This window comes from Streptomyces sodiiphilus, assembly GCF_039529215.1.
Taxonomy (GTDB): Bacteria; Actinomycetota; Actinomycetes; order Streptomycetales; family Streptomycetaceae; genus Streptomyces; species Streptomyces sodiiphilus.
The window spans coordinates 1-24,731 of record NZ_BAAAMJ010000007.1 but is presented as its reverse complement, the minus strand read 5'-3'; the positions used below and the strand labels follow the sequence as shown (position 1 = coordinate 24,731).

Annotated in this window: 20 protein-coding genes and 1 pseudogene; 9 read left to right on the top strand and 12 right to left on the bottom strand. The window is 69.8% G+C overall.

The annotated features are described in order from the left end of the window. Positions 1 to 46 precede the first annotated feature (46 nt). The 5 genes from ABD299_RS03295 to ABD299_RS03275 are packed head-to-tail and all read left to right on the top strand — an operon-like array spanning position 47 to position 6,301. Positions 47 to 784 (top strand): hypothetical protein, encoded by a 738-nt coding sequence (locus ABD299_RS03295; protein ID WP_344258682.1) that lies wholly within the window; start codon positions 47 to 49, stop codon positions 782 to 784. A 59-nt stretch (positions 785 to 843) separates the two neighbouring features. Further along, a complete protein-coding gene (locus tag ABD299_RS03290; protein ID WP_344258681.1) occupies positions 844 to 1,662 on the top strand; it encodes a hypothetical protein in 819 nt (272 codons plus the stop codon). After that, positions 1,659 to 2,444: an AP endonuclease gene (locus ABD299_RS03285; protein ID WP_344258680.1), complete on the top strand. Its 786-nt coding sequence runs from the start codon at positions 1,659 to 1,661 to the stop codon at positions 2,442 to 2,444. Before ABD299_RS03290 ends, ABD299_RS03285 begins: the two co-directional genes overlap by 4 nt. Before the next feature lie 47 nt (positions 2,445 to 2,491). Next, positions 2,492 to 3,544: a phosphotransferase enzyme family protein gene (locus ABD299_RS03280; RefSeq protein WP_344258679.1), complete on the top strand. Its 1,053-nt coding sequence runs from the start codon at positions 2,492 to 2,494 to the stop codon at positions 3,542 to 3,544. Between the two features lie 57 nt (positions 3,545 to 3,601). Beyond that, positions 3,602 to 6,301, top strand: coding sequence for a hypothetical protein (locus ABD299_RS03275; protein ID WP_344258678.1), 2,700 nt, complete (start codon positions 3,602 to 3,604; stop codon positions 6,299 to 6,301). Positions 6,302 to 7,011: 710 nt separating this feature from the next. On the opposite strand, the gene ABD299_RS03270 is transcribed toward ABD299_RS03275, so the two are convergent. Beyond that, on the bottom strand, positions 7,012 to 7,245 hold the full coding sequence (locus ABD299_RS03270; protein WP_344258701.1) for an NUDIX hydrolase: 234 nt from the start codon (positions 7,243 to 7,245) through the stop codon (positions 7,012 to 7,014). 92 nt (positions 7,246 to 7,337) lie between these two features. Further along, positions 7,338 to 7,481: pseudogene (locus ABD299_RS03265) on the bottom strand (NUDIX domain-containing protein); the annotation flags it as partial. A 296-nt stretch (positions 7,482 to 7,777) separates the two neighbouring features. Between ABD299_RS03265 and ABD299_RS03260 the strand changes: the two are divergent. Continuing rightward, positions 7,778 to 8,011: a hypothetical protein gene (locus ABD299_RS03260; RefSeq protein WP_344258677.1), complete on the top strand. Its 234-nt coding sequence runs from the start codon at positions 7,778 to 7,780 to the stop codon at positions 8,009 to 8,011. A gap of 9 nt (positions 8,012 to 8,020) precedes the next feature. On the opposite strand, the gene ABD299_RS03255 is transcribed toward ABD299_RS03260, so the two are convergent. Beyond that, positions 8,021 to 8,218 (bottom strand): hypothetical protein, encoded by a 198-nt coding sequence (locus tag ABD299_RS03255; RefSeq protein ID WP_344258676.1) that lies wholly within the window; start codon positions 8,216 to 8,218, stop codon positions 8,021 to 8,023. Positions 8,219 to 9,382: 1,164 nt separating this feature from the next. Next, on the bottom strand, positions 9,383 to 9,667 hold the full coding sequence (locus ABD299_RS03250) for a hypothetical protein (RefSeq protein ID WP_344258699.1): 285 nt from the start codon (positions 9,665 to 9,667) through the stop codon (positions 9,383 to 9,385). On the opposite strand from ABD299_RS03250, the gene ABD299_RS03245 reads away from it, so the two are divergent. Beyond that, positions 9,560 to 10,669 (top strand): S8 family serine peptidase, encoded by a 1,110-nt coding sequence (locus ABD299_RS03245; RefSeq protein ID WP_344258697.1) that lies wholly within the window; start codon positions 9,560 to 9,562, stop codon positions 10,667 to 10,669. The two genes, ABD299_RS03250 and ABD299_RS03245, sit on opposite strands and share 108 nt — an antisense overlap. A 920-nt stretch (positions 10,670 to 11,589) precedes the next feature. Next, entirely contained in the window at positions 11,590 to 12,177 is a 588-nt protein-coding gene (locus ABD299_RS03240) for a VanZ family protein (protein WP_344258674.1), read from the top strand. A gap of 47 nt (positions 12,178 to 12,224) precedes the next feature. Here the strand turns inward: ABD299_RS03240 and ABD299_RS03235 are convergent, their stop codons facing one another. Beyond that, positions 12,225 to 12,686 carry an NUDIX domain-containing protein gene (locus tag ABD299_RS03235; protein ID WP_344258673.1) on the bottom strand — a complete coding sequence of 154 codons (462 nt, stop codon included), beginning with the start codon at positions 12,684 to 12,686 and terminating at the stop codon, positions 12,225 to 12,227. 238 nt (positions 12,687 to 12,924) lie between these two features. Between ABD299_RS03235 and ABD299_RS03230 the strand changes: the two genes are divergently transcribed. Then, on the top strand, positions 12,925 to 14,580 hold the full coding sequence (locus tag ABD299_RS03230; RefSeq protein ID WP_344258672.1) for an N-6 DNA methylase: 1,656 nt from the start codon (positions 12,925 to 12,927) through the stop codon (positions 14,578 to 14,580). Positions 14,581 to 14,642: 62 nt separating this feature from the next. Here ABD299_RS03230 and ABD299_RS03225 read toward each other — a convergent pair whose 3' ends face one another. The 7 genes from ABD299_RS03225 to ABD299_RS03195 all read right to left on the bottom strand — a co-directional run bounded on the left by ABD299_RS03225 (position 14,643) and on the right by ABD299_RS03195 (position 23,401). Further along, entirely contained in the window at positions 14,643 to 16,778 is a 2,136-nt protein-coding gene (locus ABD299_RS03225) for a UvrD-helicase domain-containing protein (protein ID WP_344258671.1), read from the bottom strand. Positions 16,779 to 16,807: 29 nt separating this feature from the next. Continuing rightward, positions 16,808 to 18,061 (bottom strand): McrC family protein, encoded by a 1,254-nt coding sequence (locus ABD299_RS03220; protein WP_425581241.1) that lies wholly within the window; start codon positions 18,059 to 18,061, stop codon positions 16,808 to 16,810. After that, positions 18,058 to 19,887: a DUF4357 domain-containing protein gene (locus ABD299_RS03215; protein WP_344258669.1), complete on the bottom strand. Its 1,830-nt coding sequence runs from the start codon at positions 19,885 to 19,887 to the stop codon at positions 18,058 to 18,060. The genes ABD299_RS03220 and ABD299_RS03215 overlap by 4 nt, the downstream gene beginning before the upstream one ends. 368 nt (positions 19,888 to 20,255) lie before the next feature. Further along, a complete protein-coding gene (locus ABD299_RS03210) occupies positions 20,256 to 20,909 on the bottom strand; it encodes a hypothetical protein (RefSeq protein ID WP_344258667.1) in 654 nt (217 codons plus the stop codon). Further along, complete coding sequence (locus ABD299_RS03205) at positions 20,902 to 22,185, bottom strand: DUF7224 domain-containing protein (RefSeq protein ID WP_344258665.1); 1,284 nt, start codon at positions 22,183 to 22,185, stop codon at positions 20,902 to 20,904. Before ABD299_RS03205 ends, ABD299_RS03210 begins: the two co-directional genes overlap by 8 nt. Then, positions 22,182 to 22,964: an ABC transporter ATP-binding protein gene (locus ABD299_RS03200; protein ID WP_344258663.1), complete on the bottom strand. Its 783-nt coding sequence runs from the start codon at positions 22,962 to 22,964 to the stop codon at positions 22,182 to 22,184. Before ABD299_RS03200 ends, ABD299_RS03205 begins: the two co-directional genes overlap by 4 nt. Positions 22,965 to 23,071: 107 nt before the next feature. Further along, positions 23,072 to 23,401 carry a hypothetical protein gene (locus ABD299_RS03195; protein ID WP_344258662.1) on the bottom strand — a complete coding sequence of 110 codons (330 nt, stop codon included), beginning with the start codon at positions 23,399 to 23,401 and terminating at the stop codon, positions 23,072 to 23,074. Between the last annotated feature and the right edge of the window lie 1,330 nt (positions 23,402 to 24,731).

Sequence of the window (24,731 nt, the reverse complement as noted above, 5' to 3'; positions counted from 1 at the left end):
CCTGCCCGGTGTCCGTCCAGGCGGAATCACGACCACCGGGCCGAACGTGGAGCCCGACGTGGTCATCCGGCCAGGTACCCCGGCACAGGATGCGCGGCGCCTGCTCAACGCACACCTACACCGGCTGCACTTGGCGCACGGCACGCTGTGCGTGCACGCGGCGGCGATGCGGCATCCGCGCAGAGATGCGGTGATCATGCTGCTCGGCGGCCACGGAGCGGGCAAGACGCTGGTCGCTCTGAAGCTGGCGCTGCAGGGCTGGCAGGCTGTGGCAGGAGATGTATCGCTGCTCGACTGCGCGCCGGGGCGTGCCTCGGTGTCGGGCGGCACACGGGCACTGCTTGCGCGGCGCGCCGCGGTACGACGCTGGTTCCCCGAGTTGGCGCTGCCCGCGCACGGCCAGACCCGGGTGGAACTGGGAGGTCTCCCTGCCCTGGCCGGGCTGGGGTGGTCACGCGGGGGTGCGCTGGAGGCCGCGGTGGTTGTGGCGGTCGACGGTGACCCTCAGCCGGCGGACTGCGCAATGGAGAATCTCAACCCGCACACGGCGGAGACGACGTGGCTGCGTGCCAGCGGTCACCTGCTGGACCGGGTACTGGAGCGCGAAGGGCCAGTACTGCGAGAGTTCGAGGACGCCACCGCTGCCGGACGGCGGCTCGCGCTGCTGCGCGGACTATCGGCGCGTATGCCGTTGCGCGCGATGTGGGGGAGCCCGCATCGGATTGCCGACCGGATCGAGCGATTGGTCGCACGGCCCCGTGCCGGCATGACGGGAGACCAGTGATGACCACCGAGTTGCGTTATGCCGTTGGGCGGCTTCATGCGACCCACGGGCAGGTCGTATTGCTGCCTGCATCCGCCGTTCCCGAGGGCTGGGTGGCGGGCCGGTTCAGCGTGCTGAGCCCCGGAACCGAACGCCGCCACCTGCTCGGTCCGGGCCGTGACGCCGGGTACATGTCACTCGGCCTGGTGGATGACGGAAGGTGGCTGCTGGCGCCTGTACCGCACGGTGCCGCGTTCACGCCGGACTGTCCCGGAATGGTCCGGGCGCCGGACGGGGCGCCGGTCCAGGTCGCGGCGGTCGCCCGCTTCATCCAGATCGCTCTTCTCGGCCTGGACCGCTTGCCTCCCGGCTCGGTGGCCGACGAGGCTGTGGTGATCGGCTCCGGCCCGGTGGCGGTGGGGTGCGCGCTGGAGCTGCTGCGCCGTGGAGTCAAGCGGATCGTGGTAGTGACCGGTCGCCGGTACCCACCGATCCGCTCCGTTCCCGGCGTCGTCTGCACCAATCACCTCGACCAGCAGGCCGGGCTGGTGATCGATGCGACCGGGGAGCCCGGTCGGGCGGTGCCGCTGCTGGCCCCCGGCGCCGTACTCGGGCTCCTGGGAACTCCGGAGAACACGGCGAGCCTGCCAGTGCTGCCGCTGCACCGCAGCGGAGTCACCGTCGTGGGGATGCATGAACTCGCCACCAGTTCGCCGGAGGCGTACCAGGCCGCATACACAACGGCGGCAAGCTGGCTCGACGGGCGTCTCACGCTGCGCCTGGTCGCCTCCTGGTGCCGCATCGTTCCCGGAGAACGGGCACCAGAGGTCTACCGCCTGCTCAACTCGCCTGCCCGCCCGGCCGAGCCGTTCCTTCTCTTCGACTGGGGGGCGTCATGACGACTGCAGTGGGTCTGTACAGCATCTCGGTGCAGAACTTCGACGTCCCGGAGCTGCTGGAATGGGCACACCGGGAGGCCATCCCGTTCGTTCACCTGCGCGGCGGTCCTCGCGGGTACGACCTTGCCAGGCGTCCTGTCCGCACCCTCCGGGCATGGCACGGCCGGTCCCTGGACTCCGTTCCGGTCACCGGAGTCACGGCCGACACCGACCTGTACGACCTCTTCACTCCCGACCACGCGGTACGTACTCGTGCCCGCGCAGATGTGCTCCGGCTCGCCGATGCCGCAGCGGAGTTGGGCGCAGGATGGGTACGGCTGCTTGCCCGGGCCCCCATCCCATCCACCCGGGTGAGCGCGGTCGGCACCCTCGCCGTACCGGAAGCAGCCGTACCGCTGCTCGCCGAGCTGCACCACCCTCACTGGCTGACCACCGCAGCCATAACGTCGCTCGGTGAACTGCTCTGCCAGACACCGTACTTGCGCTTCCTGGCTGACACTGCACAGCTCGCCGCATCCCCTCCCGATGACGGGCACTCGGAAGCGCTTGGCTGGGTGATGGCCAGATCCGACGTACTGCACCTGTCGGACAACGGCCGAGGCCTCACCGACGGGCACCTGTCCGTGGCTGCCGCCGCCGCTGCACAGGTGCGGGCGGGTCACCGCATTGAGGTCGGTGTCGAATGGACCGGCCGGCCCCGCTCCCCCTCCGTTTGCCTCAACCGCTACCGGCGCTCCGTCGCCTGGTGGCACGCGGTTACCGGCCTCCCGATCGAGCCGTAACGTACCCACCCGCCCGCCAGAAACCACCGAGATCGCAGGAGCCTTCCGTGCACCCGACCATCACCCCCGACGCATCCGGGACCGCCCGGCTCCTCGCCGACGCCTACGGGTTCCAGGCCACACTGGAGCGCATCCCGGCCGGGCAGGTCACCGTCAACTACCGGGCCTCCACCGCCGGGGGACGGGGCCTGTTCGTCAAGCAGTACCTGAAGGGCGCCGACCTCACGGCCGAGGCCGCGGCCATCGAACAGACGCGCGCCGCCAGTAACCAAGGCGTGCCGGTCGCCCCCTTGGTACCAGCACAGTCCGGAGCAGTGATCGCCCAGGACGGCGACGTCGCGCTCTCGGTCTGGCATTGGATGCCCGGCCGCACCGTGGAGGACGGTCTCACACCGCCCCAGCAAGCGGCCGCAGGAGAGGTACTCGGACGCATCCACCGCACGTTCGCTGCCCACCCCGCCTCCTCGCGCCCCTCCGCGAAGCTGAACCGCTGGATGCGGCCCGACCTGCCGCAACTGCACCGCACGATCGACCAGCTCCTCGGCATCATCGACAGCCGCACCGAACACGACACCTTCGACGACCACGCCGCGCGCACCCTCACCGAGCGCCGCACCATGCTTCAACGCGTCCCCGGTCTCATCGACACCCTGCCGCCACTGAGCAGTCAGGTGCTCCACGGCGACTACTCCGCCGTCAACCTCCTCCTGAACGGCGACACAATCACGGCAGTACTCGACTTCCGTCCGCCCGAATCCTTTCTGATCGCCTACGAACTCGGCCGGATCGCCTTCGACCCACGCGCCGTCGTGCTCAGCGACGACCCGGTCTCCACCGGCGTCGCCCTGGTCGCCGCCTACCTCTCCGAGCACCGGACGCTCACCGCGGCCGATGTCCGGATGTGCGCCCGCATCGCCGCGCTCCAGCTCATCATCAGCCTCTACGGGATCAAGCAGCACTACCTCTCCCCCGGCCTGATTCAGGCCGACCTCGACGACTTCTGGCTGCTCCGCCACAAGGCCGCCGCCATCCTCCTCAACCACCTGGAGGACTTCGAGAAAGCGCTGGCCGGTACCGCCGACCGCGCCCGGATCAGCTGACCGCACCGACCACCCGATCCGGCCGCCCGCGTACGACGGGTGGCCCAGGAGGCAGCCGTGAACACCGCCCCGCCATCCTTCTCGCGCTGGCGCACAGTGACCGGGCCGCTCAGTGCCGAGCAGGTCCTCGCCGCCGTGGCAAAGGTGGCCGAACGCCACAGCCTCGACACCCGCAGCCTCGGCGGTTCCGCCGTTGCCCTCTCCGAGCCCTGCGGTGGTCGCACCGCGGTAACTGCCCGTTGGCAGGAGTTGCCGCCGCAGCCCCCGCGCACGCTCGGGCACCTCCTGACGCCTCCGCCCGCCATCGAAATCCTTATTGACTCCGGCCCCCCGGGCAGCACGGAGGCTGCCGAGGACCTGTACCGGGAGCTGCGGCGTCAGGCTCTTCCCTACACCGCCGCCGAACTCGACAACATCCGCGCCTCCATGCCGCTACTGGAGCGGTACAGCAAGCCCGGCCCTGACTTCGACGGCTGGGCGCTACTCTTCCGCGACCACCACCTGGAGCATTCGGTCGGGTTTCTCCTGGCCGTGGAGCGGGCGGGTGTACCCGCCGAGTGGATCTTCGTGCTCGACAAGGGCGACCGCACTTACAACCGCGACCGGGTCCGTGCCACCTTCACCGCCCGCGGGTACCACTGGGGCCTGCTCGACAACACCGCTGTCAATGCCGCCGGAAACCACGCCGATGAACTCCGGCGGGCCACCGCCGAGGTCGACGACTTCATCGACCGCGCCCACGACGCCGGCCGCCGCGTCCTGGTCATCGACGACGGTGGCCTCCTCGCCCAGGGCTATGGCTCCGCCACGTCCCCGCGCCGGGTCGACGCGGCCATCGAGCTGACGGTCAGCGGTCTGAAACGCATCAGCGCTGCTGGTGAACTCGGCATCCCCGTCATGAATCTGGCCCGCTCGCAGGTCAAGACCCTACTCGGATACCGAGAGATCGCCGACTCCTGCATGCGCAGCCTCCGTGCTCTGCTGCCGGACCGGAAGTTCATCGGCCGCCAGGTTCTCCTCATCGGCTACGGCACCCTCGGCTCCCGCCTCGCCCCGCAACTACGGACCCTCGGCTGTCGCGTCGCCGTCGTGGACACCGACCTGCCTACGCTGATCCAGGCTGCCGAGGCCGGGTACACCACCTACCGCACCGCCGCAGAAGCCCTCGCCAGCACCGACCCGTTCGTCGTGATCGGCACCACCGGCGCACAAGCCCTGACCGAGGACGACCTGCGCCGGCTTCCCGACGGCGTGCTTCTCGCGCCGTTCGCCACCCGCGACTTCTCCGTCCTCGCCGACCACCAGGCCGCTGCCATCCCCGGCGTCGGCAGCCAGTACCGACTCTCTACCGGCCGCACCCTCACCGTCCTCGGCGACGGCCGCTCCATGAACCTCTACGAGGCCGACTCCATCCCCAACCAAGGCTACGACGCCTACCGTGCCGGAACCCTCATCGCCGCCCGCGCCCTTTGTACTGCCCCCGACCGTCTCCCACCCGGATTGCACACCACACCCGCCGACACTGCCATCGCCGACGCCGGACTCTTCGACACCTACTACAACCTGTACAACGCAACCTTCACCACCCGCCCGGCCGTCGTAACAGCCACCTCCGAACGACCGGCGCAACCGACGCGCGCCTGCATCGTCGGGTACGGCAACGCCGGCCGACTCCACACCCGCATCCTCGGCGACCTCGGTGCCGAACTGACCATCATCGACCCGAAGCACCAGCACCTCCCCGCCCAGCACCGTACCTTCCGCCACGGTGTCGACGGCCTGCCTTCCGGTCTCGCCACCCGGATCGACATCTGGTCGATCTGCACCCCGACTGCCGACCACCTGCCGGTCCTCCGCGCCATCCTCAGACACAACCCCGCCGGGCGCATCCTGCTGGAAAAACCCGCCTGCCAAGGCCACGAGATCGACAGCTTCACCGCCCTGCTCGATCAACATCCCCAGGCCCGAGTAACGGTTGTCGACCAGTACCAGCACTCCACGGCACTGACCACGCTCACCGAGGTCCTGGCCGACCTCGAGCCCGGCGCAGCCGTCTCACGCATCGGCGTGGCCTTCACCAAGGACCGCGGCCCTGACATTGCCGCCGGACGGTTCATCGACCGCACCTACGGTGTCCTCGGCTACGAGTGGCTGCACATGCTGACCGTCCTTGGCCGCATCCTGCCCGGCAACCAGATGTCCTCCTATCTCAACAGCCCACCGGACACCAGCGAGCTATGGGCCACCCATCACCCCGACCTGTTCCTCCCAGCCCTTACCGAACACACCACGCTCACCGCCGAAGAGCCCCCCGTCCGGATCGAACTCTCCTCGTCCATCCTCGCTCCAAGCGTCCCCGTCACCTCTTCCCCAGCCACCACTGCGACTTGGAGACGAGGCCTCCGCCCCGCTGACGCTCAGCAACGCCACGTGACTCTTTACGCCGGAACCACCCGATTCGCCGCCCACCTCGACCCCGTCACCACCGCTGACGGACACCAACTCGACCGTAACCACCATCGCATCACCGCCACACGCGCTGGGCACATCCGTCACGAAGAAGTCCTCCACGATTCCCCACTCGACACCGCCATCGGCAACGCGGTCACCCAACTCCTCGCGGGCACTCCACTCCCCTCCCCCAACCTCCTGCCCCTGCGGCGCATCGCCGCCCTCGCTGACGCCCTGCGCCCTTACGCAGCCGCCACCGCACTGGATAACCGACACCGTGCGCTGTCCGTAGGCAGCGAGGCATGACAGTCACAACGAATCTCCTCGTGCCGTACCTCACCGTTGGCCACGGGAGCCCGGATTCCCTGAGGAACCTGCAGAGGAGCCGCCTCCGGGCTGTCTCAGTCGGGGGCGTGGCGGCTGGGGGCAGGGTGGTGGTGAGGAGGAGGAGGCCGGTGACGCCGAGCACCGCGCCGTTCCCGCGAGGACCGCCCGCAGCGAGCCGGGTGCCGCCAGCGCGGTCGCGGCCGACAGTACGAAGGCCACGCCGGCTCCGACCATGACGGGCTATTCGCCGAACCCGTCGCACCACCGTCCCGCCGGCAGCGCCAGCAGGAAGGCGGAGCAGCGAACATCTCGGTGGCCACGCCGAGCCACGCCCCTTCACGACCCTGGTCGAGGATGGCGTAGGAGATCGTCGGCCACAGGCCGAAACTGATGGCGTGGGCGCACACGGCGTGCAGCAGCAGGCAGTACCACACGGCCTGCTGCCGGCCGGGCCTGGGCCAGTCCGCCTCGCGTACATCCACTCGCGGGGCGACGCTACTGACTCAACAGGTGGGCGACGTGAACGTGTGGCAGGTGATTCTCCATGCACGGTGCACCGGTGGCCGCCCCGGCCAGGCAACAGCCCGGGGCCGCAGCCAGCCAGGAAACACCTCACGTCGCAGGGGCCGCTCAGCCTCGGCGAGATCCCGCTGCCCCACGACGTCTTTCACGAGCCGAGGCCGCGCGCGTCATACGCGACCACACCAGGGGCCGTCCGGCACGAGAGCGCCGAGCACGGTCAGCAACTGCGGCGGTTCGACCGGGTCCGGCAGCGAGGTCAGGTCCGGCCAGGCGATCCAGACATGTGTGTCCAAGCTGGCCTGCTCGCCAGGGAGCAGGCCGGTCCGCACCAGGGACGGTTGCTCCTCGGCGAGCTGTGCGACGAAGAAGTGCTCCGTCGCGATGTTCGCTTGCCGTTCCACCTCACATCACGGTCCACGAGCACCGACCGGTCCAGGACGGCAGCCGGGTCGAGTCCGGTTTCCTCGGCCAGTTCACGCCGTGCCGCCACCAGCGGCGTCTCACCAGGCTCGATGCCGCCACCGGGAGGCTCCCAGAGCCATGTCCCGTCGAACGGATCCCGCCAGCGCAGAAGAAGCAGGCGACGGGCGGCATCCAGGCAGATGACCCGCGCAGCGGGCCGGTGCGTTGTCTCCACCGTTCTCACGCTATGCGGTGCTCATTCAGGGCAGCCGGACGCGAGCGCTGGTGCCTCTCGGCATGCTGCGGGGCAGTGCTGGGTCTCGGCTCTTCCCGGTTGACACTTCAGACACGGGCGGGCCTGAGGCCCTTAACGGGCGCCGGAGGGTTACTGCCTATGAGGCTGTCGCTACGATCTGTTCGGTGCGCGTGGCTTCTCCGTGCTCGTCGGGCGGGCTCCGAGGCTCGGCCCGGCGCTGTTGTGGAGGAGCGGGGCGGGGTGCCGTGATCGACTCTGGGGAGAGGGTGGGGCGTGTGAGCGAGTTCGAGGGGCGTTCGCTTGAGGAGCTGGCCGGCTTGGTGGCGGGGGCGGATCCGCGGGCGCTGATGGCTCGCGGACAGGCGTTGCTGGGGCTCGCGGAGGCGTTGAACGAGACGGGTGCGGTGATTGCGGGCCGGATCGACCGGGTGGCGTGGGAGGGGCAGGCCGCTGACGCGTTCCGTGAGTGGGGGGCGGACATTCCACAGGCAGTCCAAGGTTCTGGATGAGTTCGTCCATCATGTGGGTGAGGCGATTCTGCAGGCGGGGCAGGCGCTGTCGGAGGCACAGTCCTCGATGCCTGCCGTCGCGGCCGGGCCGGTGGTCGACTCCTCCCGGGGTTCGGCGGCGGGGTCGGGTTTCGTGGGGGCGGACTTCCTCGACGAGGTGGCGGCAGCACGGGCGGAGGAGAACCGCCAGGAAGCCATCCGCGTCATGGAGCGGCTCTCCTCGAACTACCGGGTGGCTGCCCAACGCATGACGAGCGCGGAAGAGCCGGTGTTCCCGGAGCCACCGAAAGTAGAGTCGCCAGTTATGGACAGGGGCCCGGCTGCGCGTGACAACGGTTCTTCCCACACCGCACCGGCAGTCCCGCCCGGGCCCCGGCAGTTCGAAATAGCCGACGGGCAGCCGCCGGAGAACAGCGCAAGCCGGGGAATGGCAACACCGGACGTTCGGGCGCCCATGGATGAGGGGCGCGTGGGCACGTCCGTGGGTTCCGTGGGTCAGGGCGTGTACTCGCCCGCCTCGCCCGTTGGAGGAGGTCCCGCCGTTCCAGGAGCCGGAGCGGGGGGACAGGGGGGTGGAGGGCATGCCGCCCTTGGCGCGTTGCCGGTAGCGCAGGCACCTGCTGCGCCGAATCCCAAGGGAGCGTCCCCAGGAGTCCCGGCGACGGGAAGGCACCGAGGAGGGGCGCTCCAGCCAGGAGGGCCGGCGGGCGCAGCGCGTCCACCGGTTGGGCCGACGGATCAGCCTGGTGCCCGGAGCCCGCTGGTAGGGCGTCCTTCACCGGGTGGAGGGGAGGGCGGTGCCGGACGGCCTGCCAACCGCCCCGGAGAATCACAGGCGTCACCGGTGGGACGCCAAACCGGACCCGGCTCTTCAGGCGGCCAGGGCAAGACGGGAGGCCAGGGCGCGAGGAGTGCGCACCCCGGCAGCAAGGGCGGAGTGGTAGGAGGAATCCCTCGGCCCGCCGAGGCCCCACACGTTGTTCGGGGCATCCCAAAAGGCGTTGTCATTGGCCCTGAGGCCCCCGCGGGCACACACAGAAACGGCCCGGACCGACGCACACAGCAGCGTATCGGCCCTGTAGTCAACCCTTCTCCGCCCGGACAGGCGAGAAACAGTACTCAGCGGAAGTCCGGGAAGAGGGCGGCGCCCATCTCAGGAGGACGGAAAGTCCAGGACGACCGCACTGCACGGATACTCCCCAAGGGCAGCAGCAATGTCGCCGGAGTTCCCGGGCCCGATCAGCAGACGGGTCGATAGCGAAAAGCAGACGAGAGGCCTGTTGGGGAATCTCTGGGGGCAACTCATTCATCATATGCAGTATGTAGTGCAACTCCCCCTGCGATCAGCAATATCTCACGACTACGGAAAGGTCAGCAGTGAGGAGAGGAATACAGGTTTTCGGTGCGCTGGCATCCTTGCTCCTGGTAACGATCTCCGCGGCAGACCATGCCGCGGCTGACGAGCGGAATCAGGCGTGGTACCTGGAAGATTTCCGGGCTGATGAGATGTGGCAGCAGTCGCAAGGCCAGGGCATCACTGTTGCGGTCATTGACACCGGCGTCGACCCAACTATTCCCGAACTGCGCGGCCAGGTCCTTGAAGGAATGGATTTTCTGACAGGGGAAGGGACTGGCTGGTTGGACAATGATGGCCATGGTACAGCAATGGCCGCCCTGGTGGCCGGGACGGGAGCGGGCGGAGGAGTACAAGGGCTTGCCCCCAAGACAAAGATCCTTCCGCTCCGGGTAGCCAACCAACCGGACGGGTTCGAACTTGCAGCCCCTGAGGACAGCATCATAAAGGCCATTGAATTCGCGGCGAATTCCGATGCCCAGATTCTGAGCATTGCCGTGGGAAATCGTAGAACCGTGACAACAGAGCAAGCGAGGATCGATGCTGCGATTTCCGAGGCTGCACGTAAGGGCAAGTTGATCTTCGTGGCCGCCGGAAATATCGGCGACGAGAAAGCGAAGGCACCCTTGTTCGCCTTCCAAGAGGGAACCATTGGAGTGGCGGCAACGGGACGTGACGGCGAGCGCGCACCGTACTCGGCTCACGGGTCGTTTGTAGGGCTGGCAGCTCCCGGCAGAGAGATCTCCTTGAGGTGCGACTTTCCCGCAGGTGATGTGTGCGTCCGGGAAGGTGGTACAAGTAGCGCGTCCGCGTTGGCCTCGGCTACTGCCGCGTTGATCTGGTCGGCGAATCCCAAGTGGACGAAGAATCAGGTCCTGCGGGTGATGATGGAAACGGCTGACGGGCCATCAAAGACGCCACGCAATCACTATGTGGGGTACGGGACCGTGCGTCCGGACCGGGTGCTTCTGGACGGCGAGGGGGACCCCGGGGACCCGGACGTCAACCCGATGTTCGAGCGGTATGAGGCGGCGCTGGATCCGCCGGCGACACGGGAGCCTTCGGCCGGGGAGCAGAAGGAGCCGGGGACAAGCGGCGGGGACGACGAAGAGGCAGGCACGGAGTCCGCGAGTGCGTCGGCGGGGACCGGGGACGGCGCGGAGGAACGGGCTGCAGAGAGCGGCGACGCGGACCGGGGTATCGGAGGACCGGCCGTGCTGTTCGGGCTGGCCGGTGTGGTGATCGTCGCGGGAGGGCTGGCTGCCTGGTGGATGCGGCGACACCATGACGGCGGGACAGCCTGAGAGACCGGGAGCCCGCAAGGTGGGGAGCCGGGCCGGCGGGCCCGGCTCCGCAGGAGCGCGGCTGGAACGTGCGCGTCCTTCTCGCCCCCTCGGCCGCCGCGTGGCGGGAACCGAGGATGGCGGAGTCGGAACTCAGTTCACCGGCCGCCCCGCGCAGTTCCGGCGCGGGCTCCTGCGGGCAGGGGCTCCCCCGCCGAACGCGCACACGATGACGGGGAGGCTGATCGGCTCAGTGCCTTGAGTACAGCTCCGCGACCGCCTGGTCATACATGCGCTCAATGCAGTCCGCGCAAGCGAACAGCTTGGTGTCGATGATTCCGTGCAGCCCGTTGAAGCGGGCCGGACCGATCCACGGCACATCCACCCCGGTGCGACGGCATCCCAGCCAGCACGCACCGGTTGTCCACCCGAGCGGGCCCCGGTAGTCGGCTCGTGAAGGCCGTGGCGGCATCTCCCGGCCCTCTCGGCGGCACGGAACTCCACACCTCTGTGAGCTGGCCTCCCGGCCCCGTGAACAGCCGGTCCGGGAACGGCGGGGCCACCGGCTGCCATACTCCCGGGAAGGGCTGCTCGACGGGGTCGCGGTGAGCCGCCCACCCTCGCAGCCCGGACGTCCTCTCCGCTGGTGGCGCAGTACGAGGGCGGGCCCGCATCCAGGCGATGCACTCCCGGATGGAGAGGGCATCGGGGCATGGCAGGATGAGCGACGCGGGAGCCGCTCCACCGTCGCAGCGGACGATCACGCGGTGCGCGTTGCCCTGCAACGTCTCACGCCTGTGCGCGTCGGGTCGCGGCTGTCCGGTCCGCCCAGGGCTTGGACTTGTTTGTCTCGCGAGATCCGCTATCCGGGAAGACGCTACTGACTCGACAGGGGCGACGCACGCGTGTGGCAGGTTGTTCTCCATATATCACCGGCCACAGTGGCCCTGGCACTGGCAGCAGTGTTCCTGGGCACGCTCTTGCTTGTTTCCCTCAGCGTCCGTGCACCGGGAACAACCTCTCGGGTCGCCCGCCTCTTCCTCGTCTTCTGGATCATGCTCATCGGCGCCGCCACCCTGACCATCAGCCAGCCGCTCGGTACCGGCGGAAACACGTTCTGGCCGGTACCGTTCGAGACACTGCTCACACCGGACGATCTCCTGGCTGCCGGCGAGAAAGAGATGTACATCCGGCAGCTGACAGCCAACGCTCTCATGTTCGTGCCCCTCCCGGCCCTCGTCCGGACGTCATTCGGGCGCGCATCGGTGACCCAGACCCTTCTCGCGTGCATCGGCCTCAGCGCATTCATTGAGCTCACCCAATGGCTGCAGTCCGCAGGGAGGGTGGCCGATGTAGACGACCTCCTGCTGAATTCTGTTGGCGCCACGGTCGGCACAGTCATCCATCTCGCAGCCGCAGGCACGGTATACCGGTGGTCGTCTCGACGGATAGGTAACCGGCCCGGGACCACGGTCCGCCGGGAAACGCCTCCCCGCCGCCGCGGCTCCGCCTCAGCGCGATCCCGCTGACCCACGACGCCTTCCACGGGCTCCGACCTCATTTCTCATACACGACCTCACCACGGGCCGTCCGGCACCAGAGAGTCGAGCACGGTCAGCAACTGCGGCGGTTCGACCGGGTCCGGCAGCGAGTCCAAGTCCGACCAAGCGATCCAGACATGTGTGTCCAAGCTGGCCTGCTCGCCAGGGAGCAGGCCGGTCCGCACCAGGGATGGCTGCTCTTCGGTGAACTGAGCGACGAAGAAGTACTCCGTCGCGATGTTCCGCTTGCCGTTCCACTGCACATCACGGTCTACGAGCACCGACCGGTCCAGGACGGCAGCCGGGTCGAGTCCGGTCTCCTCGGCCAGTTCACGCCGTGCCGCCACCAGCGGCGTCTCACCAGGCTCGATGCCGCCACCGGGAGGCTCCCAGAGCCATGTCCCGTCGAACGGATCCCGCCAGCGCAGAAGAAGCAGGCGACGGGCGGCATCCAGGCAGATGACCCGCGCAGCGGGCCGATGCGTTGTTTCCACCATCCTGACGGTATGCGGTGCTCGAAATGTCGATCAATACCTGTATCGACCGAGGAGGAACCGGCGACAGTTGACCGGGCGAGCCCACCCGTATCAGGGCCGGAGTCGGGGGCCGCCTGCCGGCGACCGTCCCGCAACCATGCCCTCACGTACACGGAGGCACACGACGCAAGGGCGTGGTGTACGACGTCAACATGGCGCCCCCTGGGGCGCTGAGGGCGGCCCGTGTACGCTGAGATTCATGACGGACAAAGCCGCTGCCTCGGTCGGTCCTCTCGTCACCGGCTCCGAGATCGCCCGGATGGCCGGAGTCACCAGGGCCGCCGTCTCCAACTGGCGGCGGCGTCACAGCGACTTCCCCGCCCCGGCGGGAGGAGCCGCGAACAGCCCGCTCTACGCGCTCGCCGAGGTCCAGGCGTGGCTGGACAAGCAGCGCAAGGGCCAGGAGGTGTCCCCCGAGGTCGAGCTGTGGCAGACCATGCGGGCCGCGTACGGGGAACAGATGGTCGCGGGCCTGGCGGATGTGGCCGGGGTGCTGGCCGGAGAGAACGACCCCGGGCTTCGGCAGGACATCGCAGCACGGGTCCGGGAGCTTACCCGCGACGAAGGGCCTGTCGGCGTGGTGAACGGGCTGACCGAGAGGTTCCTGGACTCCGCCCGGCGCGCGGGCTCGGACCAGGTGACTCCCGAACGTGTGGTGCGCGCGGTGTGCCACTTCGCCCCGCGGCTTCCGGCGGGCGCCACGCTCTTCGATCCCGCGTGCGGCACCGGGGTGCTGCTGCTGTCCGTCGCCGCAGAGGCGGGGACGCGCTGCCGCGGCCAGGAAGCGGATGCGGACAGTGCCCGTTTCGCTCAGCTCCGCGCCGGCCTGCTGGGCAGGACGGATGTGCGCATCGTGGCGGGTGATTCACTGCACGCGGACGCGTGGCCGGACCTCACGGCGGACCTGGTCGTCTGTGACCCCCCGGCCGGCGTGACCGAGTGGGGGCGCGAGGAGCTGCTGCTCGACTCCCGCTGGGAACTGGGCACCCCGTCCAAGGCCGAGGGAGAGCTCGCGTGGCTCCAGCACGCCTACGCGCACACCGCCCCCGGTGGCCAGGTCCTGATGGTCATGCCCGCATCGGTCGCATACCGCAAGGCGGGCCGCCGTATCCGGGCAGAACTCGTACGCCGCGGGATCGTGCGCCAGGTGGTCGCCCTGCCTCCGGGGACGGCGACCGCTCACGCCCTGCCCGTTCACCTGTGGTGCCTGCGGCGTCCCGGGAGCACGGGGGACGAGGAGCCGGGTCCCACCGTCCGCATGGTCGACCTGACCGGCAACAGCCCAGACGGGAGCCTGGAGCCACGCCCCGACCAGCTCGCCGACGTACCCCTGATCGAGCTTCTGGACGACACCGTCGATCTGACTCCCGGCCGCCATCTCCTGGCCCGGCACCGCGACTTCCCCGGTGAGTACGCCGCCCTGCGCGAGGAACTGGAGGCCGAGCTCCGCCGGCTCGCCGCGATCCTGCCGGAGCTTGTCCGAGGAGACGGCCCGGGATCGCTGGAGGGCTCCACCACCAGCGTCGCGGACCTCGCCCGTGCCGGGCTGGTCGCGTACGACGGTCCGGTGCCGGTCTCGGTCAGCGAGCAGCTCGACACGGACTTTCTGCAAGGGTTTCTGCGCAGTTCCGCCAATGCCCGGCGGTCCACAAGCGCCAGCGGGACCTACCGCCTGGACGGCAGGGGTGCGCGCATTCCCCGCATGGGCGTCGACGCGCAGCGCCGCTACGGGTCGGCCTTCCGGTCCTTGTCGGAGTTCGAGGAGGGAATGCGGAAGGTCGACGAGCTGACCCGGCAGCTGGCCGAGGTCGCCCGGGACGGTCTGGGCACGGGGGCCCTGTCGCCGGAGATGTGAGGGATCGTCCGCCCTGCGCGGGGTGCCCGTGCCGCGAGGATCGGGCACACCGCGCCAGGCCGTCAGGTGACGGCCGGCAGGAACGGGCTCGGCTCTCCGCTCCACGTCACGCTCAGCGTTTCGCGGGCGCGGGTGCAGGCGACGAAGAGGAGGCAGCGTTCCCGGAGCAGATCGGCCTCGTGCTGCAACGGGTCCGCCTCGGCCGGGGTGATCTCCCGGGCGAACGGGACGGCGCCTTCGCCGACCCCCAGGACGGACACCGCCCGGAACTCCAGGCCCTTCATGGCGTGCATCGTGGCCAGCCGTACCCCCTCGGCTCCTCGCGCTGTCCGTCCTTTGACCCGGAGGACAGGAATCCCGGCGGCCGTCAGCTTCTCCTCGGCCGTGTCCAGGGAGAGGTTGAAACGGGCGCACACCCCGATCTCGTGCGGTGCCACGCCCTCGTCGAGCAGTGACCGCACCCGCTCCACCAGGGCTTCGGTCTCCTCCTGCCGGCTCGCGTACCCCTGGACTTGGGGACGGCGCCCGTGGAGCAGGGAGCGGTACCCGGCCAGCGAGTCCGTTCCCTCCCCGTCGAGCGCGTCGATGGTCACGGGCGCGAGAAGCCGCGCCGACCAGGTCAGGATCTCCTCGGTGGAGCGGTAGTTGACGCGCAGCCGGAAGCTGCGGCCGGCCGTGGCGATGCCCAGGGAGCCGAGCGACACCCGGGAGTCGTAGATCCGCTGGTGCGGGTCGCCGGTGAGGAACAGGTCGTCGGGGCCGGGAGAGACGGCGGTACGCAGGACTCGCCACTGCGCGGGGTGCAGGTCCTGTGCCTCGTCGACGACGACATGGGCGTACGGAGCCGGTCCGTCGGCGAGGATGTCGGCCGCGCGGGCGCAGACGCGCAGGTGGGTGGTCTCGCCGCGGTCGCGCAGGAACTGCTCGAACCGCTCGACTCCGCTCCACACCTCGCGGCGGCGCGCGGGCCCCAGGCCGGTTCCGCGACCGCGGCGGCTCGCGCCGAGATAGGCGTCCAGATCGCGGAGGTTCTGCCCGAGTATGACGTGCCGGTACTCCTGGGCCATGAACTGGGCGGTGAACGGCAGGTCGAGCCGGCTGACGGCTTTCTCCCACAGCCGCCGCTGCTCCCGGTCGCCGATCGGCTTGAGCGCGGCCGGCGATGCCGCGCGCACGACGCCGTGCGCGTAGGCGTCGACCGTGGTCACCTCGACGCGCGCCATCAGTTTCTCGTCCTCGTCCAGGAGCAGGCCGAGCATTTCGCGCAGTCCGGTGGCGAGCGCGTTCGTGTAGGTGGTGAGCAGGATGCGGCTGTCCTCGGAGCGGCCGAGCAGGTGCCTGACCCGGTGGAGGGCAGCCACTGTCTTGCCGGTGCCGGGGCCGCCGGTGACCTGGACGGGCCCGCCGTAGGAGGTGCGGTGTGCGACTCGCCGCTGGGAGGGGTGGAGGAAGACCCGCCAGGCCGCGAACGGCTTGTGGAGGATCTCCTCCAGTTCCTGCGGTCCGGTGACCGTGCGGATGCGTGCGGGGGTGTTGGCGATCAGCGTGGCCAGGTCCTCGACCGGCTCGGGGGGTGCGTCGGCGGGCCGGCGGACGGCGACGACGTCCCGGTAGACGTCTTCGGGGCTGAAGCCTTCGGCGAGGTACTGGAGCACTTCCAGCTGGTCCTCGGGCAGGAGCGTGGAGAACGCCTCCAGCTGGGTCTTGTCCACCAGGGTGCGGGCGGCGCCCAGTACCTGGTCGTCGATGCCGAGCTCGCGCAGTGTGCCGTCGGAGATGTCCGCGAACAGCAGCCGGGGGGCCGTGCGCGCGGCCGAGGCGTAGAGCGGGGTCAGCTCGTCCAGGGCGACGGCGTCGCGGACCTCCAGGGCCCGGGTCGCGGTGTTCGCGCTGTACAGGCGCTTGGCCGCCCAGGTGTAGGCGTCGTCGTGCGGCAGGACGTTCACCAGCAGGAACGTGTCGCTGCCGTCGTCGGGTGCGAGGACGACACCGCGCCAGAAGTCGGTGATGCGGATGGTACGCATCCGCCGGTCGCGGGCGTTCTCGACGGACTCCAGGTGCAGTCCCTTGTCCGCGTTGAGTTCGGCGACGCTCATGGCCTGGAATTTCGCCATGGCCTTGCGCACTCCGGCCCGAACCGGCTTCTCCAGGGTGTCGTAGCCGTCCCAGAAGCTCTGGGCGAAGGCGAGCCGGGGCATGTGGTCCTTCCTTTCCGCCTGGCGGCGTGTCATGGATGTGGCTGGGGTGCGGCGCCGGCCACTGTTCCGGCGATCTCGCGGAGGGCTGCCAGGAGCCGCCGGGGTTCGAGGCCGAGGTCGAGGCTGTGCTGATACAGCCGCACTCCCGGCCGGCCCGGCTGCGTCGCTGTGGCGCGCACCTGGTGGACGCGGCGGGGCCGCTGCCCGGCCGCGTCCACCAGGTGTGCCTCGCGGAGGCCGAGCGCGGTGGCGTAGGCGAGTGCCTGGTAGAGGTCGGCGTGGGGCAGGTGGCCGGCGGTCCCGGTCTTGTACTTGGCGTCGACGACGGCGAGCGGGGTGCGGCCGTCGCCGGTGCGGACGACGAGGTCGGGGAGCATCCGGACGAGACCGGCGGTGTCGAGGTGGTGCGGGTCCTGGAGGCGCGCGGCCAGGCGGTGTTCACGCAGGGCTTCGCGCAGGGCGACGGTGACGAAGTCCTCGAACAGCTTGTTCATGTCGAGCAGGAAGCCGTCGACGGCGAGCGGTGTGCTCGCGGCTGCCCGGTGTTCGGGCGAGGAGCCGCGCAGGACGGCCTCGGCGAGCCGCAGTGCGGGCTGGTAGCGGGAGTTGAGGCGTGAGGGCTGCCAGCGGGGCAGTTCCTGCCCCCGCACCAGCGGCTGGGCGTCGGCGAGCCGCAGGCGCTGGTGGGCCAGACGCCTCCGGACAGGTCCGGGCACGCCCGGCAGTCGCAGCAGCTGCTCGGCGGCGGCGCGCAGGACGCGGTTCTCGGCGGTGTCGGCGGTGTACGCGTCGCAGGAGATCTCCAGGGGCGGCGTGCGGCCGAAGTGCCGCCTGATCTGCTCGTTCTCGCGCAGCCGCCCCCGCAGGACCGGCGCGGACTCCTCCACCGTCAGGTAGCCCTGAAGCACCCCTCGTCGCAGTGCCGCGTCGATCTGCCGCTCCACGGCGTGCGCGAGGGCGGGAACGACATCGTCGTACGCGCCGGTGTCGACGGTGCCCTCCCGGCTGTCGCGCCAGGCGCGGGCCGGGTCGAGGCTGAAGCCGAGCAGGAAGAACAGCCGGCTGACCGGGGTCTTGGGCAAGATCCGCACGACCGGGCCTCCGGGCGTGCGGACGGCGCCGACCCGGCTGCCCGCCCGCAGCAGCCAGTGCCCGTCCCGGCCGGGGTCCGGGGTGACGCTCTCCAGGACGCCGGAGGCGGCAAGCGCCCGCCCGGCGGCGGCACTCAGCGGGACGCGGACGGCGGGCCCGTGCTCGCGCAGCGTCACCTCGGGCACGGTCACGGGTGCTGTCCGCGCAGCGCGTCGAGGCCGTAGCGGGCGGCGACGTCGAGGCCCTCGCCGTAGTGGTGTTCCTCCAGCAGGGGCAGTATCTTCGTGCGCCAGGTCCGCTCCAGGCCGCCGTCGCGGTGGACGCCCGGCTTCATCAGGTAGGAGGGGCCGATGGCGAAGTCCGGGTCGTCGATGCGGGCGTTGAGCGCGTCGAGCAGCCGGGCAAGCTCCGGGCCCTTGCCTTCGCGGACGAGCCAGCGCGCCAGCAGCCCTGCGGTCGGCTCGGTGCGCGGGGACAGTTCCACGAACGCGAAGCGGCGCCGCATCGCCGCGTCGACCAGGGCGATGGACCGGTCGGCGGTGTTCATGGTGCCGATCACGAAGAGGTTGGGAGGCAGCGCAAAGTCGTCGCCGGAGTAGGTGAGCCGGACGGATTTCGTCCGGTACTCCAGGAGGAAGTACAGCTCGCCGAAGACCTTGGCCAGGTTGGCGCGGTTGATTTCGTCGATGATCAGGAAGTGCGGGATGTGCCGGCTGCCCTCGCGCGAGGCGAGATCGGCGAGCTCCCGCAGCGGGCCCGCGGTCAGCCGGAAGGCGACCTCCCGGGTCCCGGGGTCCTCCACGGGCCGGAATCCCTCGAAGAAGTCCTCGTAGGAGTAGGACGGGTGGAACTGCACGATCTTGACCTGCTGAGGGCCTCCGCCGAAGTACTCGGCCAGTTTCATCGCCAGGTACGTCTTGCCCGTGCCCGGCGGGCCGTAGAGGACCAGCTGCCGCTCGTCGAGGAGCAGTTCGCGTATCTCCTCCAGCCAGGCCCGGTCGTGGACGAGGAGGTCGGCGGCGAGCGTGTCGGTGATGCCGGGCAGGGACAGCTCGCGCTGCGCCGGGCGCGGCGCGGCGGTGCGTTCACCGGTCCCGGCGTCCGCCTCCTGGCCCGTGCCCCCCTCCTGCGGACCGGCAAGACTGTCCAGGACGTCCAGGACGCCCGTCAGGTCCACCACGTCGTGCTGCACGGAGAGCTTCTGCTGCACTTCCTCGGGGAGATCCTCGTAGGCGTGGCCGGCGGCCCGCCAGGTGACAGTCCGGCGCAGATCGGACAGCCCGCCGGGGGACGCGGTCTGTACGGCCTCCCCGGTGATCAGCCCGGTGTGGAGCCGGCCGCCGCCCATGGTCGCCACGGTGTCGCCGACGCGCATCTGGGTCAAGAAGGCGTGCAACTCGTCGACAAGGCCCCGCTTCTGGCTGTAGGAGGCCGCCCCCTCGTACCCCTCCTCGACGATACGGCGCAGGGTGCTCCTGGTCGGGTCCGCCTCCTCCAGGGGAGGCAGATGCGCGCCGGCGAGCGAGACGAAGCCTTCCGTCAGCCACAGCTGCCGCACCAGGTCTCGCCCGGAGACGTTGGAGCCGCGCACCAGCCACGCCTTGCGCGGCGGCCGCCAGCCGGTGGTCAGGAAGTCGCCGAGCCGGTGGCCTTCGTCGGTGCGCCAGGTGTCCGGTCCGGACGTGTTGTAGCCCTGCACCAGCGTGGCGGCGGCGGAGGAGGAGTTGCAGGTGATGTCCCGGGTCGTCACCCAGCGCGGCGGGCTCTGCGGCCGCCCGGGGGCGACGGGGGCGTCGGCGAGTCCGCCGTCGGCACGCAGGTCCGCGCGGAGCCGGCGTGCGTGGTCGCCGAGTCCGGGCCATGCCTCGGCGGCCACCAGCGAGCCCTTCCTCAGGAGGAACTTGTGGGTGCCGTTACCGCCGAACTCGATGAGCAGATATCCACGCGCCTCATTGCCGTCCTTGGGTAACGTGAGGCGGAACTCGGGAGTCCCGGGCAGACGGTCGGGCTGCGACATGAATGACTCTCCGTAGGACGGTGCCTGCGCGGACACCACACACCCTACCTGTTGACACTGTCAAACGACGGCCTGGCGTCGCTTTCCAGCCTTGCGTTGACGACGCCAACACACCGCCCCGTGCGATACGACCGTCATACCGATACCTTCACGCAGTCGGCGGGATGGTCAAGAGGCATGGCGACGACTCGCGCATGCAACCTGTGCGGGCCGCCGAGAAACGTCCGGCGGCGTGGGCAGCGCAGCCGATGCGTAAGAGCGGGGTGGCCGTCCAGGCAGGATGAGAGCTGGCCGTCATACTCATTCCGCCGTCACAAGGACCCGATCCGCCTTCCACCACGGAAGCAGAGCTGACGTGACCGAGGGACTCATCCAGACCCCGGGGCAACGGCTTTCGGGCGCAGTGTGCGGCGGAGGTGGTGGAGTCGCCATGGGGTGGCGAGGTGGGCGAGTCCGGCGGCTGCCAGGCTTGCCGCGGCCAGGGCCCAGCAGGCCGGGGCCTGGGGTGGTGCCCACATCCAGTTCCACCAGCGGACGGTGCCTGTGGGGTCCCATCCGAGGTAGGTGAGCGGGAAGAGGGTGAGCAGGGGCAGTACCCAGGCCTGTGCCCGGCCCAGGAGGCGGGCGCAGGTCAGGGCCAGGCCCAGCCAAATGAGTTCGGCACGGAAGAGTGCTGCGGCCGCTTCCGGGGTGCGGACCACTGCTTCGCAGACCCCGAGCAGTACGGTCCCAGCCGCCGCGGCAACGACCATGTGCACGAGTTCGGCACGGCGCAGCCGGGTGCCTGCGGTGGTTTCCCAGTCAGTCATGGGGCTGTTGAGGCTGCCGGCGATCAGGGTGGCGCAGGCCAGGGCGATGACCATGCGCGCCTGGACCGACGAGTCGCCTGCGGGGTGCTGGGCGGGGACGGTCAGGGCGGTGGAGCCGATCCAGGTCAGGCAAGCGGTGAGGGCGGCCAAGGCGGCGGCCAGGCCCCACGGATGGTGGGGGCGGAGGTAGCGCCACCAGTCGCGGTCAGACACAGGGCGTCCCGCGCACCGTGGCGAGGCGTTCTTGGACCCACGCCCGCTGGGCGCTCTCCGGTTCGCCGGTCATTGCGTGCACAGCCTCCTCGTCCACCCCGGGCGGGCCGCCATGCAGAGTGGAGGGCTTGCCTCTGCCGGCGATGCGAGCTGTCAGCCACGCGATCAGCTCCATCGACGCCTGGAACCGTGCCTCATCGGCCTCCGGGGTAGTGGCGTCGCAGTACGGCGGGGACGACGCCTCCTCGATACGGATGGCCAACGACGTGGCGACCGTCCACATCTCGCCCTCCATGAGATAGAAGCCCTCTCCCATCTCCTCCTCGCCGCGCAGGCCCGTCTCGTGGAAGACCGGCGGAGAGGTCAGCAGGTCTTGCGGCAGGGCGGCGATCCGCCGGCTGATCTCCTCCGCCTGAGCCAGGTAGCGCTGGTGCTCGGGCCACAGACACACCCTCGGCTCGCCCTCGGTGCACAACGGCTCCCCGGGCGGCTCACGCCGCTCCAGCAGAGGACTCGCGACTCCGGTGAGCACCACGCAGACGGCCAGCACGGTGACGGCGCCCAGCCCGGCCACCGGGACCGACGGCCACCCCGGCACCCCCGCCGAGGACCGAAGCCGGCGCCCCGCCGTCACCGCCACGGCAACCAGGGCCACCGCCACACCGACACGGGCCGCCAGCGGACCGGCCCCCACCACCACATCGGGATAACCCGACAGCACGCTCAAGCCCCAGCCCCACTCCGTGCCCTGCGGAACGGGACCGAAAAGGCCCAGCACGACGAACACCGCCAGAGCGCAGAACACCGGCAGCGCCACCAGTGACGTGCTCGCCCTCCCCAGCAGATGCCCCAGCGCCGTACACATGGTGATCACGGCGAGACCGAGCAGGACATACCCGGGCCACCAGAAATGCGGCCCGCCCTGCGGCACGGTCACAGCCGCGGCCGCCACCACACCGGTGACGTACGCCGCGACACCGTAGGTCAGCGTGGCCGCGAAATGCGCCAGCTCCATCCCCGGCACGGGCCGAGCAGCCGCGTCCATCCAGCCCCCCGCGTTGGCCCGCCGCCGCCGCGCAGCCGCCCACGCCGCGGCACCGGCCATCGCGGGCCCCAGATAGAACGCCGGAATCTGCGCCGCCGCACCAGCCCCCGGCCACACCCCGATCCACGACGTCGAACGCCCGAACACCCCCAGCAGATCCACGGCGATCAGCACAGGAAGCACCCACCGCAGCGGTGAGCGGCGCACCTCGGTGCGATAAACCCAGCTCACCGAACACGCACCCCCCGCGACTCCGGCGACTCCGGCGCGCCGCCGGAGGCCAGGACGGTCATGTAACCGCGCTCCAGAGCACTGTCCCCGGGTGCACCGGCAACCGCGCACGCCGCCAGCTCCCCCGGCGTGCCCTCGAAGCGGACACGGCCCTCGGCCAGCACGGCCACCCGGTCGCACACCGCCGCGACATCCTCCACCAGATGCGTACTGAGCACGACAGCCGCACCCGCCAGCGAACGCACCAGCTCCCGGAACTCCAGCCGCTGCGCCGGATCAAGACCCACCGTCGGCTCATCCAGCAGCACCAGCTCGGGCCCGCCCACCACCGCCGCCGCGATACCGGCCCGCCTGAGCATCCCCCCGGACAACGTCCTCATCCGCGACCCCGCCCGGCCCTCCAGCCCTACACGACCCAACGCGTCCTCCGTGGCCGCGCCAGCCTCCCCACGCGGCACCTCACGCAACCACGCGCAGTACCGCACGAACTCCCGGACCGTGTAATGCGGAAAGTAACCGAAGTCCTGCGGCAGATAGCCGATGTGCCGCCGCGCCCGCCGGGCCGACCGCTCGGAGTCCACCAGCTCACCACGGACACGCAACTCCCCGCGCACCGGCGGCGAGGCGGTCGCCAGCGTACGCAACAGCGTGCTCTTGCCCGCACCGTTCGGACCCAGCAGCCCGAAGGCCCCCGGCCCGACCCTCAGATCCAGCCCCGAAATGACAGGATCCCTGCCATAGCCCTGCACCAGATCCGAGACCTCGACGACCGCCCGCACACGTCCTCACCCTCACTCAGCGGGGTGTGCGCCCGCTACCGGACACACCCCGGGGACACCGCACCCGCTGACCTGCGAAGGCGGCGCCGCACCAGTTGTCGTTCGACTCAGTACTTGAACCAGATGTCCGAGTAACGGATCGACCAACGACACTCCAGCTTCCCCCAGGGGTCAACGGTTGCCCCCTGGGAGATGTACCTCCAACCGGATGCCTTGTCTGTGTCAATACCACCGCAGTACGCCTCGTTCTGGTAATTCCCGCTCACCGACGTGTTGCGACAGTGCGCTGCAGAGCCAGTGCTGCCCCACGTGGACCAGCAGTTGTTGAGTTTGGCACTGGATCCGGCGGCATGAGCGGCGGGCATCGCTGTGAGGGTCGCGAGCACTGTGAGTGCTGCTGTGGAAGCGACCTTACCTATGATGGACTTCTTCGCCATCAGCTTCTCCTCTTCGTTGCGGTATGGCGAGGGTGGGGCTTCGGCGTGCCAGCGCCGGAGCCCCGAACTTTCTGAACCTCGGAGATCCTCCAAGAAGTTGTGTTGATCAACAAGGTGCATATCAGGCCAGCTGGAGAACCACGTGCACCACTAGGGGAAATCAACACGAAGGGGACAGGTTGCTCAAGTGGCAAATGAGGTAGATGTGGCGGGGACGCGCAGAAATGACTGACTGCCAGCCAGCCGACTGGCTGTGAGCTGCGGATGGGTCTTTGGCTGATTCAGCAACTGATCGGTGGGGCATCGCGACAGCGAGTGACGCACGTCACCAGCGCATTCCTGCCTTCGCGAGCCGGTCCGCTTGGAAGCTCACGGCAGCTGGCGACGGACATGGGCGGTGCGGACGGGTGGACCTCACCCGCCGGCCGCGACCTGGGTACGCCGCGCTGAGGATCCCGCCGGCCACACGGCGCACAGCGCTTCCCGCGCTTCCTCGGAATGAAAGGGGTGACGGCAGAGCCCTGGCGAGAGCGCGTGTGATCGCCACGGTGCCGGGTCACACAGTTCGGCGCAGGTGCAGCTGACCTCGATGTGGTTCGTCCGCATATACCCGGGGTAGTCACCTTAATGACATCGACTGGTGGTACTGGAGTCCACGCCCCGTCTCGCCCTCAAACAGCGGGCCTCCCGTCCCGACGGGAAGCACTTCTGGGGGGCTCGCCGTCTCAGATTCCACGTCGCCGACCGCACCTCCGGGCTCGAAGCGCTTTCGGTGCGCTGCGGAGCGAGCGGAGCGCGACACGGCGGAGGCGGTCCGCGGCAATGGCTGTTGGCCGATCCTGCTCAAGGCACTCGGTAAACCCCTGGCGCGATGACTTCCGCGGCATGATCAAGGAGGACACCGACGCCTCCATCGCCGACCGATCGGCCGGACAGTCCCTACCTCAGCCGCGACGAGTAGTACGCCTTGACGCCGTGTACCTCCGGCACCCACACGGCAGTTCGCGATCCGTCGAAGCGGACTGCGCCTCGACGAGGAATGGAGGAGCCATGAGTGAGGCCAGGGCTGCGTGGGCCAAGTGCCGTGCGCCGGGCCGGAGGGGTCACCGGCCTGGAGGACTGTCGCTACGATCTGTCGGTGCGCGTGGCTTCTCCGTGCTGGGCGGGCGGGCTCCGAGGCTCGGCCCGGCACTGTTGTGGAGGAGCGGGGCGGGGTGCCGTGATCGACTCTGGGGAGAGGGTGGGGCGTGTGGGCGAGTTCGAGGGGCGTTCGCTTGAGGAACTGGCGGCGTTGGTGGCGGGGGCGGATCCGCGGGCGCTGATGGCTCGC